Source organism: Burkholderia sp. SRS-25 (assembly GCF_004343765.1).
Taxonomy (GTDB): Bacteria; Pseudomonadota; Gammaproteobacteria; order Burkholderiales; family Burkholderiaceae; genus Burkholderia; species Burkholderia contaminans.
The window spans coordinates 295,403-310,581 of the sequence record NZ_PTXM01000004.1; the positions used below are offsets into that span (position 1 = coordinate 295,403).

Annotated in this window: 9 protein-coding genes; 2 read left to right on the forward strand and 7 right to left on the reverse strand. The window is 66.4% G+C overall.

Annotated features, from left to right (window positions below; genetic code table 11):
• Positions 1-17 precede the first annotated feature (17 nt).
• Both C5O79_RS06030 and C5O79_RS06035 read left to right on the forward strand, forming a co-directional pair.
• Positions 18-6,332, forward strand: coding sequence for an AAA domain-containing protein (locus C5O79_RS06030; RefSeq protein ID WP_122477631.1), 6,315 nt, complete (start codon positions 18-20; stop codon positions 6,330-6,332).
• On the forward strand, positions 6,329-7,675 hold the full coding sequence (locus C5O79_RS06035) for a hypothetical protein (RefSeq protein WP_122477629.1): 1,347 nt from the start codon (positions 6,329-6,331) through the stop codon (positions 7,673-7,675). Before C5O79_RS06030 ends, C5O79_RS06035 begins: the two co-directional genes overlap by 4 nt.
• Before the next feature lie 53 nt (positions 7,676-7,728).
• On the opposite strand, the gene C5O79_RS06040 is transcribed toward C5O79_RS06035, so the two are convergent.
• From C5O79_RS06040 to narI, 7 genes are all read right to left on the reverse strand, one after another.
• Positions 7,729-8,427, reverse strand: a complete 699-nt coding sequence (locus tag C5O79_RS06040; protein WP_236862411.1) for a lysozyme inhibitor LprI family protein — start codon at positions 8,425-8,427, stop codon at positions 7,729-7,731.
• A gap of 454 nt (positions 8,428-8,881) precedes the next feature.
• On the reverse strand, positions 8,882-9,793 hold the full coding sequence (locus tag C5O79_RS06045) for a hypothetical protein (protein WP_122477625.1): 912 nt from the start codon (positions 9,791-9,793) through the stop codon (positions 8,882-8,884).
• 89 nt (positions 9,794-9,882) lie between these two features.
• On the reverse strand, positions 9,883-10,206 hold the full coding sequence (locus tag C5O79_RS06050; RefSeq protein ID WP_046546746.1) for a TfoX/Sxy family protein: 324 nt from the start codon (positions 10,204-10,206) through the stop codon (positions 9,883-9,885).
• A gap of 344 nt (positions 10,207-10,550) precedes the next feature.
• A complete protein-coding gene (locus C5O79_RS06055) occupies positions 10,551-12,284 on the reverse strand; it encodes a site-specific integrase (protein WP_122477623.1) in 1,734 nt (577 codons plus the stop codon).
• A 131-nt stretch (positions 12,285-12,415) separates the two neighbouring features.
• The gene (locus tag C5O79_RS06060; RefSeq protein ID WP_122478942.1) at positions 12,416-13,684 is read right to left on the reverse strand and encodes a nitrate/nitrite transporter; all 1,269 of its coding nucleotides are present in this window, start codon (positions 13,682-13,684) and stop codon (positions 12,416-12,418) included.
• 14 nt (positions 13,685-13,698) lie between these two features.
• Complete coding sequence (locus C5O79_RS06065; protein WP_122477621.1) at positions 13,699-14,484, reverse strand: peptidylprolyl isomerase; 786 nt, start codon at positions 14,482-14,484, stop codon at positions 13,699-13,701.
• Positions 14,485-14,493: 9 nt separating this feature from the next.
• Positions 14,494-15,177, reverse strand: a complete 684-nt coding sequence (gene narI / locus C5O79_RS06070) for a respiratory nitrate reductase subunit gamma (RefSeq protein ID WP_122477619.1) — start codon at positions 15,175-15,177, stop codon at positions 14,494-14,496.
• Positions 15,178-15,179 lie beyond the last annotated feature (2 nt).

A 15,179-nucleotide genomic window follows, 5' to 3' on the forward strand; every position in this document is an offset into this window, starting at 1 on the left:
GACAGGAAATGTCAGCCATGATGCGTTTTTGCCCGAATTGCCGAACCGAGCGGTCGGTGGACGAGTGGTACTGTGCCGGCACGGTCGGCGATGCCGTTTGCAACTGGGACTTGTCTGGCGTCCCGATCCGGGCGAACGGCTGGCGCCCCCAGGATGTGGTCACGGTCGAGACGGTCAGCCAGCAGGTAGCTGCGGATGCTCCCGGATCCGCCATGCCGCCCTCGTTGTCGTGCACGAACGGCCATCCGATGAACGACGGCGACCTCATGTGCCTCGAATGCGGCGCGGATCCGGCCACGCCAGCCGGCACGCAGCGGCTGGGCGTCGGCGCCGAGGTTCCTGCCGGCAGCTCGGCAGAGGTCGCGCCGCCGGCGCCCGTCGCAGAAACGCGGATCGACGGCTGGCGGTTGCTGCGTCAGATTTCCAGCACGGACGGCGTGCGCGAACGCTACGTGGCCCAGCAGGACGAAACCGGCAGGCAGGCCGTCCTGACGCTGTATCGACCCGGCGCGGAGCCGGATCCGGCGGTCTACGACGTGGTGCGCCGCCTGCCGCGCGAGCACGTGCCGGAGATCATCGCTACCGGACGCTGGGATCAACGTGCGTACGAAGTCGCCGAGGAGATGAGCGGCGGAACGCTGGCGGATCTCGGCATGGCCGTCCGCGATAGCGCGACGATCCGCCATGTCGTCGATGAACTGGGCCAGGCCCTGCAGGCGTTTTCGGACGTTGGGCTGCGGCACCGGGACCTGCGGCCCGGCACGCTGCTGGTGCGCAGCCGCGAACCGCTGGATCTCGTCATCAGCGGCTTCGGTTCGGCACGGCTGTCCGAATTCGATCTCGATATCGTCTCGCCGCTCGAAACGACGCGCTACATGGCGCCCGAGGCCATTGCCGGCGGTGTCGCCGCGGCGTCCGACTGGTGGAGCCTCGGCATGATCCTGCTCGAGCAGCTGACCGACGGCCGCTGCTTCGAGGGCATCAACCCGCGCGCGTTCCTGATTCACGTGCTGGCCAACGGCGTCACACTGCCGGACGACCTGGATCCCTCGCTTCACCTGTTGCTGCGGGGCCTGCTCGCGCGTGACCGACATCAACGCTGGCAATGGCCGCAAGTCAAGGCCTGGCTGGACGGAAAACCGGTCGATGCACCGTCGGCAGCGACGATCGATGCCGATGGCGACGAAGGCGCCAGCATCGCATTGGGCGCCCGCCAGTATCGCAAGCCGGCGATCTTCGCGCTCGCTGCGGCGGAACGCGAGAACTGGGAAGCGGCACGCGACCACCTGAATCGCGGCGTCGTCCTGACATGGGCGGAACAAGCCGGTGCCGGTGCGAAAGTGCTGGTCGGCCTGCGTCAGGTTGCGCAACTCGACGGCGTCGATGACGACTGCCGCCTGATGATCGCGCTCAAGCTGTTGAATCCCGACATGCCGCTCATTTTGCGCGGCGACATCGTCACGCCCGGCTGGTTGCTGCACAACCCGTTGGAGGGTTACGACCTGGTGACCGGGCCGGTGCCGACGTTCCTGGCGCGGCTGGGCACGGAAAGCTGGCTGTCCAGGCTGCGTGCTCGAGCGGATGAAGTGCGACACCGGGCCGCGCAGCTTGGCATCGAACTGAACGAGGACCTGGTGCGCATCGCGCTGCTCTCTACCTCGCGCGCCCAATTGGCCGCGCAATGGGAAGAGCGACGCCTGCTGTTGCCGGATTCCGATCATCACGGCCTGCTGTCGCTGTCGGAACGACGCGTCCTCAGCGAGGAAGACCTGATCGTTCTGCTGAGCGCGGCCATTTCGCAGTTTCGCTCGGTCGACGAGATCCTCGACCAGGCGGCGGTCATCGCGGAGCGCGAGCAGATTCTGGTCTTCGATCGCGAGGCTGCCAGGGTCGCGCTTGCGCTGCCGCGCGTCGAACTGTTCCATGCCGTCGACGACCGCATCGCCGGATTCGCGCGAACCGGAAACCCGACAGTCGACGAATGGGCGGAGCAGTTCCGGCTGGAACGTCGCTTGCCGCTGCACGAAGTGGTCGTTCTGTTGTCGGTGCCCGCCGAGCAGTGGCTGGAGCCGCAGAAGCAGCAATACGTGTCGCAGATCCTCGACTTCTTCGAAAAAAAAGTCGCCACGTCCGTATTGCGCGGCCCATTGGTACGGATGACCATCGGCAAGACCACGGGGCGGGTCGATCTCAACGAACTGAACGGCGAGCGATTCGCCAGCATCGCACTGCTCGACCATCTGCTCCAGCGCAATGTCCAGACGGTATCGGTGGATCCGGACGTATTCAGTGCAAGCGGAACGCTCGAAGGCCGGTTGAACACGCTGTATCGGCAGACCTCGCTCTATAAGCGGGATACCGGCATCGATGGCCTCTATCTCGGCTTCCCGTTCCTGCTTTACAAGGATCATCGCAGCACGACGCGCCCTCGTATCGCCCCCGTCCTGTTGTGGCCGGTCAAACTGTTGATGGAGCTTGGCACGCGACGCCAGGTGGCGATGGCTTTTGACGGCGAGCGTGAAGAGGTTCGACTGAATCCCGCGCTCGAGGGCCTGCTGGGACGCGAAGCCGTCAAGGCGTGGCGTGTCGCAGCCGACGAGGTGCTCGGACGTTCCGCGTTGAAAGCGGCCGACGTGGTCGATGCGTTCGGCCTGCTGGCCGACGTGGATAGCCGCAAACTCGGCGCGCTGCCGCTGCCGACCCTCGACCTGCCCGCCGGCGCGACGCGTCTCGCCTGCGCCGGCGTGCTGTTTCACGTCGACTTCGCCGGCCAGGCCATCGGCGAGGATCTGCGGCAGCTCAAGCAATTGTCGCCTTCCGGCACGGCACTCGAATCGATGCTGCGGCTCAAGGACAAATCCGACTACGATGCGCCCGAGGCCACGTCGACCGAGCTCGACCGATTCCTAACTGTGGCGAGCGATCCGTCGCAGGAAGCGGCCATCCTGCAGGCGCGTCAGGGCCCCGGACTGCTGGTCGAAGGGCCGCCGGGCACCGGCAAGAGCCAGACGATCGTCAACATGGTCGCCGACGCGATCGGGCAAGGCCGAAGCCTGCTGATCGTCTGCCAGAAACATGCCGCGCTCGAAGTCGTTCGCAAGCGTCTCGTCGCGGAAGGCCTGGGCGATCGCATCGTGATGCTCAACGACGTCAACAAGGACCGCGAGCCGACGATTCGAGCCGTCCGCGAGCAACTGGATGCGATCTTTCGCGGTGCCGTGTTCGACCACGGTTCGATACGTCAGCGTGAACGCATGGCCGCGAGAATCGAGGCGCTCGAGGGCGAACTCGATCGTCAGCATGCCGCGCTGCATCGCGTCGACGAATCGACCGGCCTCAGCTATCGGGCGCTGCTCGGCGAACTGATCCGGCTCGAAGCCGGCACACCGCCGGTCAGCGTGCCGCAGTTGCGTACCCGGCTTGCCACGCTGGACATTTCGGCACTGACCACGCTGGAAGAACACTGCGCACCGCTCGCCCGCTACTGGCTACCGTCGAAGTTCGAGGGCAGCCCGCTGGCGCAATTGAAGTCGTTCGCGACCGATGCCGCCACGCTCGATGCGTTCAATTCGGTCTTCGCGGCTTTCCTCGACGCGGAGCGCCTGCGAATCGAGACGCTCGCCGCCCATCCCGCGCGCTTTGATGTCGACGACCCCGCCCCGTATCGGGCCTGGCTCGATGCCAACGCCGGTCGCCTCGTCGCGCTGGACGAGACGCAACGCAAACGGCTGGCTCAATGGCTGCCCTTGTTCCGACCGGCCGACAACGCCGATGCGGAAGGTCACCGTTACTACACGGCGCTCGGCACCCTGCATCGCGACCTGTTGGCCGTCGAGACCAGCGGCTTCGATGCCGTGCTGTCGGCTACCGCCGCGCACCTGCCGGATCCCGCGCTCCGAAAGCTCGAGGCCCAGGCGACGTTGGCGACTCGCGCGCCCTCTCTCTTGCGCCGCCTCAACCCGGTCACGTATCTGCGGCGTGGCCGCCTGATGAAGTTCGTCACCGGCTGCGGCGCGCCCGCAACCGACGAGACGCTCCGCAAGCTGCTGGCCGCCACGCGGCTCGAAAAGACCTGGCGGCCGCTGCGCGACACCTTGAACACGATCAGCCGCGCATTGCACCTCGAGACGGTCGAGCCCGCTTGCGGGCCGGCGCTCGCCGATGCCTGCCTGACGCGCCTGCGCCAGCTCGAAGAAATCCGCGAACTCGCGCAGCATCTGGCGATCGCACCGCGCGGCGACGAGTTCGACTCGGCCGTGATGACCGGCGACCGGGCGCCCGTCGAACAGTTGCTCGACGGCTTCGAAACCGCGTTCGTGCGGCACAACGCGCGCCAGCATAGTCTTCGGGCACTGAGGCTGATCGAGGAGTGGCTCTCGGCAGAACTCGTCACCGCCTGTCGGCAGGCCATCGCCGACAACATCAGTTATCAGGCGCCGTTGAACCGAATCGGCGATGCGTTGCCGACGCTGGCCGCGTACCAGCAATTCCGCACCCGGGCACGACATGTCAGCGCCGACGCACTCGACGTGTTTGCGATCATGCGCGACCACGAAGACGCGCTGACGCGTGTGCCGCCTGAACGCCTCGACGACGCCGTGCGGCGCATGATCAACCGCGAGGCGCGGCTCGGATGGAAGCGGCGCATGGAGCAGGACAATCCCGAATTGCTGCTCGACCAGAGTGAAACGGCCGCCAAGATCGACGCGCTCGCAGCCGCCGACGGGGAAATGCGGCGCCTGAACCGCGAGATGCTTCGCAACGGCATCGACCACAGCCGACTGGGCTCGGCGCGCGACTGGGAAGACGTGACGCGTTTGACCGGCCGGCGCTCCCGGCGCCTGCGCGAATTCATCGAACTCGGTACGGGGCTGGGCCTGATGGCGCTGCGGCCGGTCTGGCTGATGAACCCCGACGTCGCCAGCCGCGTGCTACCGCTGAAATCGGGGCTGTTCGATTCCGTCGTCTACGACGAGGCCTCGCAGATGCCGGTGGAATACGCGATTCCGACGCTGTTTCGCTGCAACCTGTCGATCGTCAGCGGCGACGAGAAGCAAATGCCGCCCACGGCGTTCTTTTCGAGCCGGGCAGAAAGCGACGAGACCGACGTCTTCGACGGCGAGCAACCCGACGAGGCCGCGACGGAAGACGAACGCGAGCGCTTCGAGGACACTTGGAACCGACGCGAAATCAAGGACTGCCCTGACGTACTGCAACTGGCACGGAGCGCGCTGCCCGTGTCGACGCTGCAGATTCACTATCGTTCGGCGTATCGGGAGCTGATCGGCTATTCAAACGCCGCGTTCTACGAGAACAACCTCAGCGTGCCGGTGCGCCATCCGGATGCCACGGTGCGCGAGGTGAAACCGCTCGAACTCATCCAGGTGAATGGTCTTTACGAGCAGCAGACCAATAGCGACGAAGCGGATCGCGTGGTCGCCTATCTGGCCCAACTGTGGCAACAACCCTACGCACAGCGCCCCTCCGTCGGCGTGGTCACGTTCAACCGCAAGCAGGCCGACCTCATTCTGGAGCGCCTGGAACTGCGCGCGGAAGAGGATGAAGCATTCCGCGATGCATATCGCGAGGAACTCGAGCGAACCGATCGCGGCGAGGACATGGCCGTATTCGTTAAGAACGTCGAGAACGTCCAGGGTGACGAACGCGACATCATCGTCTTCTCCACGACCTTCGGGCGCAACGGCCAGGGTACCTTCCGGCGCTTGTTCGGCGTGCTGGGCCAGAGCGGTGGCGAGCGGCGTCTCAACGTGGCCGTGACGCGTGCGCGCCACAAAGTCGTGCTCATCACGTCGATGCCCATCCGCGAGATCTCCGACATGCTCACGACGCAGCGCAAGCCGGCGATTCCGCGCGACTATCTTCAGGGCTATATGGAATACGCACGCGCCATGTCGAACGGCGAATTGCCCGCTGGCCGCGCATTGCTCGGCCGCATGTGCAGCGAACGGGCGCACGCGAAGTTGCGGCAGACAGGCGCCGTCGACGGTTTCGCGGAAGAGGTGCTGGCCTATCTGCAGGAACTCGGCCTGTCACCGGTGCCCGCACAGGAAGGCGACGCCTTCGGGCTTGATTTTGCGATTGCCAATCCGGAAACCGGTCTTTATGCGATCGGCATCGAGTGCGATGCGCCGCGCCATCCGCTGCTCGAACATGCCCGCGCCCGGGAAATCTGGCGGCCGTCGGTGCTCGGACGCGCCATTCCGACACTGCATCGCGTGTCGTCGCAAGCCTGGTACCACGCACCGGAAACAGAGAAGGCTCGCCTGAAAGCCGCCGTCGCGCAGGCGCTGAACCAGGAGGTGATCGCATGAGCGGCCCGAAAGTCGTCCGGATCGTGACGCGTGAAGAAATCGTCGCGATCTGCGATGGACATCTGCAGCGCCTCGACCAGGCCATCGCCACCTGGATCGCCGAAGGCCGACGTACCGGCGCGCTGTCGGACGACGAGATCGCGGCGACCCAGGCTCGACGTGAAGCGCTGGGCGCATTGATCGCCGTCGACGCGTTCATGGATTTACAGAAGAAAGTGCCCGACGAGATTGCTTTCCTGAAGGCGGATCTCGTCCGGCGTCAGCAGGTGGCAGTCGAACGGGTCGAGCAGGAAGCGAAACGCCGACGGCAAGGACGGCACAGCGCGACGGCATTGCTTGGCGCACTGGAAGCGAAAGGGATCGAGATTCCGGCCGACCTGCATGGCCAGCTCGATCGCCTGCGCTCGGGCGACCTGCTCGAGCATGCCGATACGCTGCTTGCGCAAGGGTTCGCCCTCCTGACGCCGGCTGCGGGACGCACACTCAACGATGCGCAACGGGCGCTGGCGAATCGCCTGATGCCCGCCGAAGCGTCGGCGGACTTCGAGGCCTGGAAGGCCGCGCAACGGGCGGAATCTCGTGATCCGTCGGTCGACCGTCTCGATCGACAGATCGGGGAGGCACGGCTATTTCTGGATCCGCAAGCCGCTGCCGGGTTCTCGTCGAGACTGGACGCGCTCGAAGACGAGGTAAACGACGCGCGAAAGAGCCTGTTGCTCGATAGCCTGATCCTCGACCTGTCGAGTGCCATCGAGGCCGCCCGCGCACGTCGCGCGGCGATAGCGGCACTGGAAGAACTGACGGCGGAGATTCGGGTCTGCAACACGGCAGACACCGCGAATTTTGTCGAACGCGCCCGGCAGTGCGATATCGCCACCTCGCCCGACCTCGTGGCCGAGTTGACCCGAACCGGGCAGGACCTGATCGCACAGGTGCGGCAGCAACAGGCAGCGGAGGCGCGGCGCAACGCGATCCTGAGCGGCCTCGCGCGACTTGGCTACGAAGTGCATGAGGGCATGGCGACCGCATGGGCGAAGGACGGCCGGGTCGTCGTCAAGAAGCCTTCGCTGCCGGATTATGGTGTCGAAGTCGGCGGTCAGGCTCAGGCCGGCCGCTTGCAGGTTCGCGCCGTATCCCTCGTCGCGAATCGCGACGTTGCCCGCGACAAGGATGTCGAAACGCTGTGGTGCGGCGAGTTCGGCCGATTGCAGGCGTTGCTGGCCCAACATGGCGACGACTTGCTGATCGAACGCGCGATGGGGGTGGGCGAGGTACCGCTCAAGGTGGTTTCCGAACTGGACTATGCGTCCGGCACGGAAGCAGCGATGCGTACACTGAAGTAAGTCTCCCGGGCGCGGCGTTCGCCGTGCGCCGGGGCTTCCATGCCGAAGTGAGTCTATTTCCCGTCCTCGGGAAGCAAAGGCTTCGAACCTACCGATCCGACGAATTGACCGATTCTCTCGCCGTATACGCGACGCAAGCAATCAAGGTCCTTGCCACATTGATGTCGAGTAGCTATCCAGCCTAACTCGGATTGCCGGAGAGCCTCCGGATCCGAGACGGTTTGCAATGCGGCCGCATACAACTGAGTCAACCGCTGGTCCATTGCGGCCAAACCCCGGTCATGACAGACAGCCGTTTCATCATCGTGCGATGCTCGTGAGCAGTCGAAACCGGTCGCGAAAGTAGGCGTTTGCACTGCACGATCGGCTGGCGCTTCGGAGACGCCGCTGCTCTGCTCGGATATTTCGAATGACGGACGTTCAGACTTGGACACACGGGATGCCGATCGAGTTGATGCATGCACCTCTGACAGCACATTCTCGGTTGTCGGTTTAGCTGAATCTGCGATGGGGAGATCCGCCGGTGCCCGGCCTTCGTGCGTCACTTCGTTTCCGGTCGCTTGCACGTCCGAATCCGACATGCGGTTAACCACTAGCCCGAATACAAATAGACCGATACCACATAACAAAATCTTGCCCGACCGGCCAAAATTTCTAGAATCCGGCTCGTTGTTCTTATAGCCGGTCTTGAATCTTCGATCTACCTTGCGCGTGTCTATAAAACCACCAATACCGATCAGCGATGCAAGCACACCTATGCCGACCAAACTATTTCCTATTACTCCCATGTGATTTCCCCGATGCGAACGTCGTGATTATTTTTTGAACGTGACCTTCGGCGGTTGCGCCAAGCGTGATTCGAGCAGGTCCCGACAGGTTCCCTAATCTATTGTGCCCGCGTTGCCCTTACTCCCCTTCGTTCGGTCACGACAGGATCTTATTCCATAGTCACTCGGAAGCGTGACAAGACACGCCTCCATCGAATGCACTGACTCCGCCTAGTCACACGGACAAACAGATAGCGCGCGAGGCATTAAGTGATTTCCGGATAGTGATTGCGAATAATCCCCCCGACACGTTCCTGAGAAAACGGTGCCGAATTGTGTCCGCAACTTGCACCCAAGGATCCTTGCACGTCGCTCCAGCCACGTGGGCGCCATACACGAAGGTGTCCGCTCGCTGCACGCCATCACGCATACGCACCGCCTACCGCACCGCCTGCTGCCGCTGCACCTCCTGCGCTTTCATCTGCAGATAGGCGCCGCGCTCGACCTCGTGCAATTGCTGCGGATACTGCTCGGTCGCGTCGAACCAGCGCGCGAGGCGCTGGTCGAGCGGCTTGTCGAGCGTCGCGAGATACGTGTCGATCGCGAGGTAGTAGCGCATCGTGTTGCGCTCCAGCAGCCCGCGCACGCCGCCGACGTATTGCGGCTGCGCGGCCGATCCGCCGCTGACGGTCGTGAAGCCGACCTTGTCGCTGCCGACGGTCGCGAGATAGGTCTTCATCGCCATCCGGCCGACCGTGCCGAAGCCATACGAATACGTCAGATGCAGGAACGTGCGCGATGCGCCGACCGGCACGGCCTCCAGCGCGATCCGGTAATCCTTCGTACCCATCGGGCCGCTGTCGGCGGTCAGGTCGACCTGGAAATAGTCGGGCGTCGCGGTTGCCACGCGATAGCGGAACTGCACGCGGTAGGTGTCCGGCAGCTTCTGCTGGATCTTGCGGCCGAGGTTCACGTCGAGCACCGGGCCGTTGCTGCCGGTCGACGCGTGGCAATACTTCGTGTTCAGGTGCAGGATCAGCACCGCGCACCAGTTCGCGGGGCCCTGCGCGGGATCGTCGAGCTGGCCGCTCACCACCGCGTACGGATAGTCGACCACCGCGTAGATGTCGCCCTTCAGCGACGACGACGCTTCCGCCGATTCGAGGACCAGCGGCCGATGAAACGCGTTGTCCTTCAGTTGCGGGCCGAGGCTGCGGTAACGCTCGAGCAGTGTCGCCGCATCGTCCGCGCCGAACGACAGCGCGCTCCAGCCCACGCACAGGGCCGCGACGAGCGCGTGCCGGGCGCAGCGAGCAAGCCACGTGCCGCGCGAATGTCCGGATGTCTTCATTCTTGTGCTCCCGCCGGATGCGCGATGGTCGCGCACATGTGTCACAGAATACGCCTGGCCGCAGCGCAACATGGCATCCGAACGCGCCGTTATCGGCGCCGCTTCACCGGCACCGGCAACTGCGCGGCGGTGATCCGGATCAGCGCCGACAGCCATTCGCGATCGTCCCAGCGCTCGCCGGCGATGACGAGGTGCGGCTTCGCGGCCGGATACGGCGGGCCCTCTTCGCACGTGCCGAGAAACGCGCGGCCTTCGGCCGTCGGCTTGACGAACAGCCGATCGTCGCAGACGAGTGCGACCATCTTGCCGTCGCAATAGATGCCGTATTCGCCGAACATCTTGCGCGCCGATACCGTGCCGGCCGCCGCCATCTGCTCGACGATGAAATCAACGGTGCCTTGGCTCGATGCCATTCGCTACTCCCGGGGAAAATGGTTATGACCCTGGCATGCTGCCGACCGTTCCGCCTGGTTGCGGATATGCTGCGGTGCGTCGCCCGCTGGTCGGTGGAGCGCGCATTCAGGCAGGCACGTGCGATCTCGATCGCCCGCCCCTGCCCGACATCGCTGACAGTTGCATGACGGTGCGGTGAACCGCCCGATAGCGCTTCACAAAAAGCGGGCTTCGCCGACGTGCCGGGAGAGCGGCACGGGCCGGCCGGCGATCGAGCGGCCGGCGGCCGCGGAAACACGTGGCGCCGCGTGACGGATTGCAACCGCGCCGCCTCTTCGGACGCAGCGCCGACGGCACGACACGGCTACTTGTCGGCCGCGAACGCGCTCGACATCTGCCGCGCCCGCTTCACGTCGTCCCCATGCAGGTAAATCGACGTCGTCGAGATCGACGCATGCCGCAGGTTGTCGCGCACGGTCGTCAACTCCGCGCCGCGCGCCAACGCGTGCGTCGCATGCGTATGACGCATCCAGTGCGGGCTTGCCTGCCGCAGCTTCTGCGCGAGCGCGGGGTTGTCGGCCTCGACCTGATCGGCCGTCTGCGCGAAGAAACGTTGCATCACCTTCCACAGCCGCACGCTCGTGATCGCGGCCGCGCCGTCTTCCGCGAGGCTCGGGATCAGCGGCGTGTCGGGCCGCCAGCGCGACGGCGTGACCGGCAGCCGGCGTGCGACCAGGAAACGGTCGAGCCCTGTGCGCGCAAGCGGCGGCAGCGCGACACGTGCGGCCTTGCTGCCCTTGCCGATCACCTTCAGCCACGCGTCGCCGTGCGCATCGGTCTCGATGTCGCCGAGCGTCGCGCCGACCAGCTCGCTCGCGCGCAGCCCGGTCGCATAGCCGAAATCGAGAATGAAGCGCAGCCGTTGGGCGGCGGCCGGCGTCCAGCCCGACTGCGGCGCGGCCGGCGTGGCCTTGCGGAACTCGAGCCCGTCGGCGATCGTGCGCACGAGCAGCCACTCGCCTTCCGTGAACGCATGCGACGTGTCGAGTGCGGTCGCGCCGCGCGTGTCGCGCACCTTGACGCCCGCGAACGGATTCGCGAGCAGGTAGCGCTGCTCGATCAGCCAGCGGAACAGTGCGCCAAGCACCGACAGCGTGTATGCAGCCGAGCGCGCGGACAGCGCGCCCGAGAACGGCCGCCAGTCCGGCGCACCGCGCGGCCGCACGGGCCCGACCCAGCGCTCGTGCGGCGTCGGGCGCCGCACGAACGCACGATATGCGACCGCATCCTCGGTCGTCAGCGACGACAGCGCGCGGCCGCGCTCGACGATCGCCCACAGAATCAGCCGCTCGGCCTCCTTCCGGTACGCCCGCCGCGTCGCGGCCGATTCGTGCAATGACAGCCACGCATGCACGGCCGCGTAATCGTTGTCCGCGTCGAGCGTGCTGGTTGCGCGCGGTGCGCGGAAGGTGCCGGCCGAGCCGTCGACCTCGTGCGGCAGCTTCAGTTGCTCCCACGGCACGATGGCGCCGCGCGGCGTCGCCGCGATCAGCGCGCGCGCCCGTTCCGTCAGCGCCGGATGCGCGGCGAAAAACGCCTCGATGTGCCGGGCACCGGCCACGCCGAGGCCCGCGATCGCACGCCACCACTGGCGCCGGCGCGGAATCCGCACCGTGAGATCGGCGAGCGTCGCGATCCCGTGCGCACGCAGCGCAACGACCGCACGCGCGGGTAGCCACAGGCCGACGTCGTCGCTGATCTGCGGGACCGGCGCGCGCGCATGACGCAGCTGGCCGATCGCTTCGGCGGCCGCCTTCGCTTCCCGCGTGCGCTCGCTGTCGGGATGACCAAGCCGCTCCGCGAGATCGGGCCGGCCAACCTGCCGCGCGACGCGCACGAGGCGACGGCGAATGCCGCCGATCACGCCGCGCGCCGACCGCCCTTCGCCGAGCCGATCGGGCAGGTAGCGCTCGACGGCCTGGCGCACGGTCATGCCCGCGTACCACGCACGCAGCGCGGCCAGTTCGTCGGCGTCGGGAAAGCCTGCGGGCGCAGGCGCGGAATCGGGAGAAGGCGGTGAAGCGAGGCGCGGTTTCATGGCCGCCAGTTTGACAGAAGCGCGCGCGGCCGGATACGTCGCGCGCGGCGTTCCGGGCGCGACGGGCGACGCAGCGCGACACCGGATCGCTCCGGCCCCGCGCCCACGCGCCTCACATCGATCGAAACCCCTCAGCCCGTGACGGGCGTGCGCCGCACTTCCGACAGGTAGATCAGGATCAGCGACACCCACACGATCCCGTACAGGAACATGAAGCAGGTCGTGCGCACGCGCAGCAGGTCGAGCAGCATGCCGAACAGGATCGGCAGCAGGAAGCCGCCCAGCCCGCCCGCGAGCCCGACGATGCCCGTGACGACGCCCATGTTGTCCGCGAAATCGTCGGCGACGTACTTGAAGGTCGACGCCATCCCAAGCGCGAACACCGCGCCGAGCACGAAGGTCAGCGCGACGAAGCCGGCCACCGGCATCGCGACGTTCAGCGTCGCGGTGCCGTCGATCGTATGGATCACGAAGTCGGTCGCCGGATACGACAGCAGGAACAGCGCGATCCACGCGACCCACAGCCCCCACCACGTGACCGCATGCGCGCCGAAGCGGTCGGACAGCGCGCCGCCGAGCGCGCGCAGCACCGAGCCCGGCAGCGAGAAGCCGGCCGCGAACGCGGACGCCATCACGAGCGACATCCCGTATTCGCTCTTCAGGTACTGCGGGATCCACAGCGACAGCGCGGTGAAGCCGCCGAACGTGATCGAGTAGTACTGGCAGAGCCGCCACACGCGAGGGTCGCGCAGCACCTTGAACGAATCGAGCCACGAGCCGCCGCGCTTGCCCGCGCCCGGATCCGGCGCCGACGCGACCCAGAAGATCGCGGCCGTGACGAGCAGCGCGACCGCGTAGACGCGCGGCACGACGCGCCAGCCGTACGCGTTGAGCAGCAGCGGCGTGACGAACAGGTTGACGGCCGCGCCGCACGTGCCCGCGCCGAACACACCCATCGCGAGCCCGCGCCGCTGCGGAGGAAAGAAACGCGCGACATACGGCGTGCCGACCGCGAACGACGCGCCGACGCAACCGAGAAACAGCCCGATCAGCAGGAACTGCCACAGCTGCGTCGCGTAGCTGACGATGTAGACCGGCACCGCGCACACGACGAGCAGCACCGTCATCACGATGCGGCCGCCGAAGCGGTCGGTCCACGTGCCGAGCGGCAAGCGCATCAGCGCACCGGTCAGCACGGGCGTCGACGTGAGCAGCCCGAATTCCGTGCTGTTCAGCCCGAGATCGGTGCGCAACTGCACGCCGAGCACGCCGAACATCATCCACACGACGAAACACACCATGAACGCAAGCGTGCTCCCGCCCAGCACCGACCACGCGCGCAGCGGAATCGCCGGCGCGCCGCCGGCCGGCACCACGTTACCTTGTTGTTGAGCTGACATGCGCACACCCCGTTTCATTGGACCAGCGGCCCGTTCGCGCCGTCGAATGCGACGCCTTCGACGCGCGCGCCGCCTGCAAGAACCGCCACGTACTGCCGCATCGCCCGCTCCCGCACGCGCGCCGACAGGTACGCGGCGATCTGTGCGGCGGCTTCGTCGAACGGCACCGCGTCGCCCGGCACACGGCGCTCGATGCGCACGATGTGAAAGCCGAAGCGCGTATTGACGAGTTTCGGCAGCACGCCGATACCGTCGGTGTCGAACAGTGCGGCCTCGAATTCCGGCACCGTGTCGCCGCGCAGCAGTTGCCCGAGGCTGCCGCCGACTTCCGCCGACGGGCAGTTCGATGAAACGCGCGCGAGCGCTTCGAACGTATCGGGTGCGGCCACCACATCGGCGAGCGCCGCTTCCGCGCGCTGCCGCAGCGGCGCGAGCGGCACGCGGTCCGTCACCGCGAACAGCACATGGCTCGCATAGACGATGTCGTTGCGGCGAAAGCGCGCCGGATGTTGCGCGTAGTAGCGCTCGCAATCCGCGCGATCGGGTTCGGGCACGTGCGTGAGCTCGCGCGCGAGCAACGCGTCGACGGCCGCGTCGTCGAGCGGCGCGCCTTCGTCGAGCAGCGCAAGCGACACCGCGCGCTGCCGCAGTAGTTCGCGCACCGCGAGCGCGCGCCGTGCCGCGTCGAACGGATCGGGCGCGTCGCCGTGATGCGCGGCCTCGGCCGCGACCGCGGCGCCATCGATCGCAATGCCGTTGATGCGCAGCGCGGCCGGGACTTCTGTGAGAACGTCGTTCATCGTGCCTCCTCAGCGCTTGCGCACGATCTGGTACGGGCGGAGCAGGTACGCGACCGACGCGATGCCGCTCCAGATGTGCACCATCCGCGTGAACGGCGACACGAGGAAGATCGTGAAGCCGAGCAGGATATGCAGCCGGTACGTCAGCGGCACGCCGGCGAGCAGGCTCGCGATGTCGGGCCGGAACGTGACGACGCCCTTCACGTAGTCAGTCAACTGCTCGAACATCGCGCCGTCCATGTGGCGCGTCGACAGCACGACGGTGCCGAGCCCTAGCGCGAGCTGCGCCCACAACATCAGCACGATCAGGATGTCGGACTTTCGGCTGTTCTTGCGGATACGCGGGTCGCCGAGGCGCCGCCAGATCAGGATCGTCAGCCCGATGATCGCGGCCACGCCGGCCGCGCCGCCGGCCACCATCGCGACCAACTGGTGCCCGGACGCCGAAAGGAACGGCGACACGAGCCAGTGCGGCGCGAGAAAGCCGCCGAAGTGCCCGAGCACGACGACCAGCACGCCCCAGTGGAACAGGTTGCTGCCGAGCCGCAGCATGCCGTGGCGCAACAACTGCGACGAATCGCTTTTCCACGTGTACTGCTCGCGGTCGAAGCGGATCAGGCTGCCCAGCAGCAGCACGGCGAGACAGATGTACGGATAGATCCCGAACAGGAATTGATGCAGGTAGTCGTTCATGG

Excerpts from the sequence above, each read along its gene's own strand:
- C5O79_RS06030 (WP_122477631.1), top strand. The coding sequence starts at position 18 with ATGATGCGTTTTTGCCCGAATTGCCGAACCGAGCGGTCGGTGGACGAG.
- C5O79_RS06035 (WP_122477629.1), top strand. The coding sequence starts at position 6,329 with ATGAGCGGCCCGAAAGTCGTCCGGATCGTGACGCGTGAAGAAATCGTC.
- C5O79_RS06045 (WP_122477625.1), bottom strand. The coding sequence starts at position 9,793 with ATGAAGACATCCGGACATTCGCGCGGCACGTGGCTTGCTCGCTGCGCC.
- C5O79_RS06050 (WP_046546746.1), bottom strand. The coding sequence starts at position 10,206 with ATGGCATCGAGCCAAGGCACCGTTGATTTCATCGTCGAGCAGATGGCG.
- C5O79_RS06055 (WP_122477623.1), bottom strand. The coding sequence starts at position 12,284 with ATGAAACCGCGCCTCGCTTCACCGCCTTCTCCCGATTCCGCGCCTGCG.
- C5O79_RS06060 (WP_122478942.1), bottom strand. The coding sequence starts at position 13,684 with ATGTCAGCTCAACAACAAGGTAACGTGGTGCCGGCCGGCGGCGCGCCG.
- C5O79_RS06065 (WP_122477621.1), bottom strand. The coding sequence starts at position 14,484 with ATGAACGACGTTCTCACAGAAGTCCCGGCCGCGCTGCGCATCAACGGC.
- narI (WP_122477619.1), bottom strand. The coding sequence starts at position 15,177 with ATGAACGACTACCTGCATCAATTCCTGTTCGGGATCTATCCGTACATC.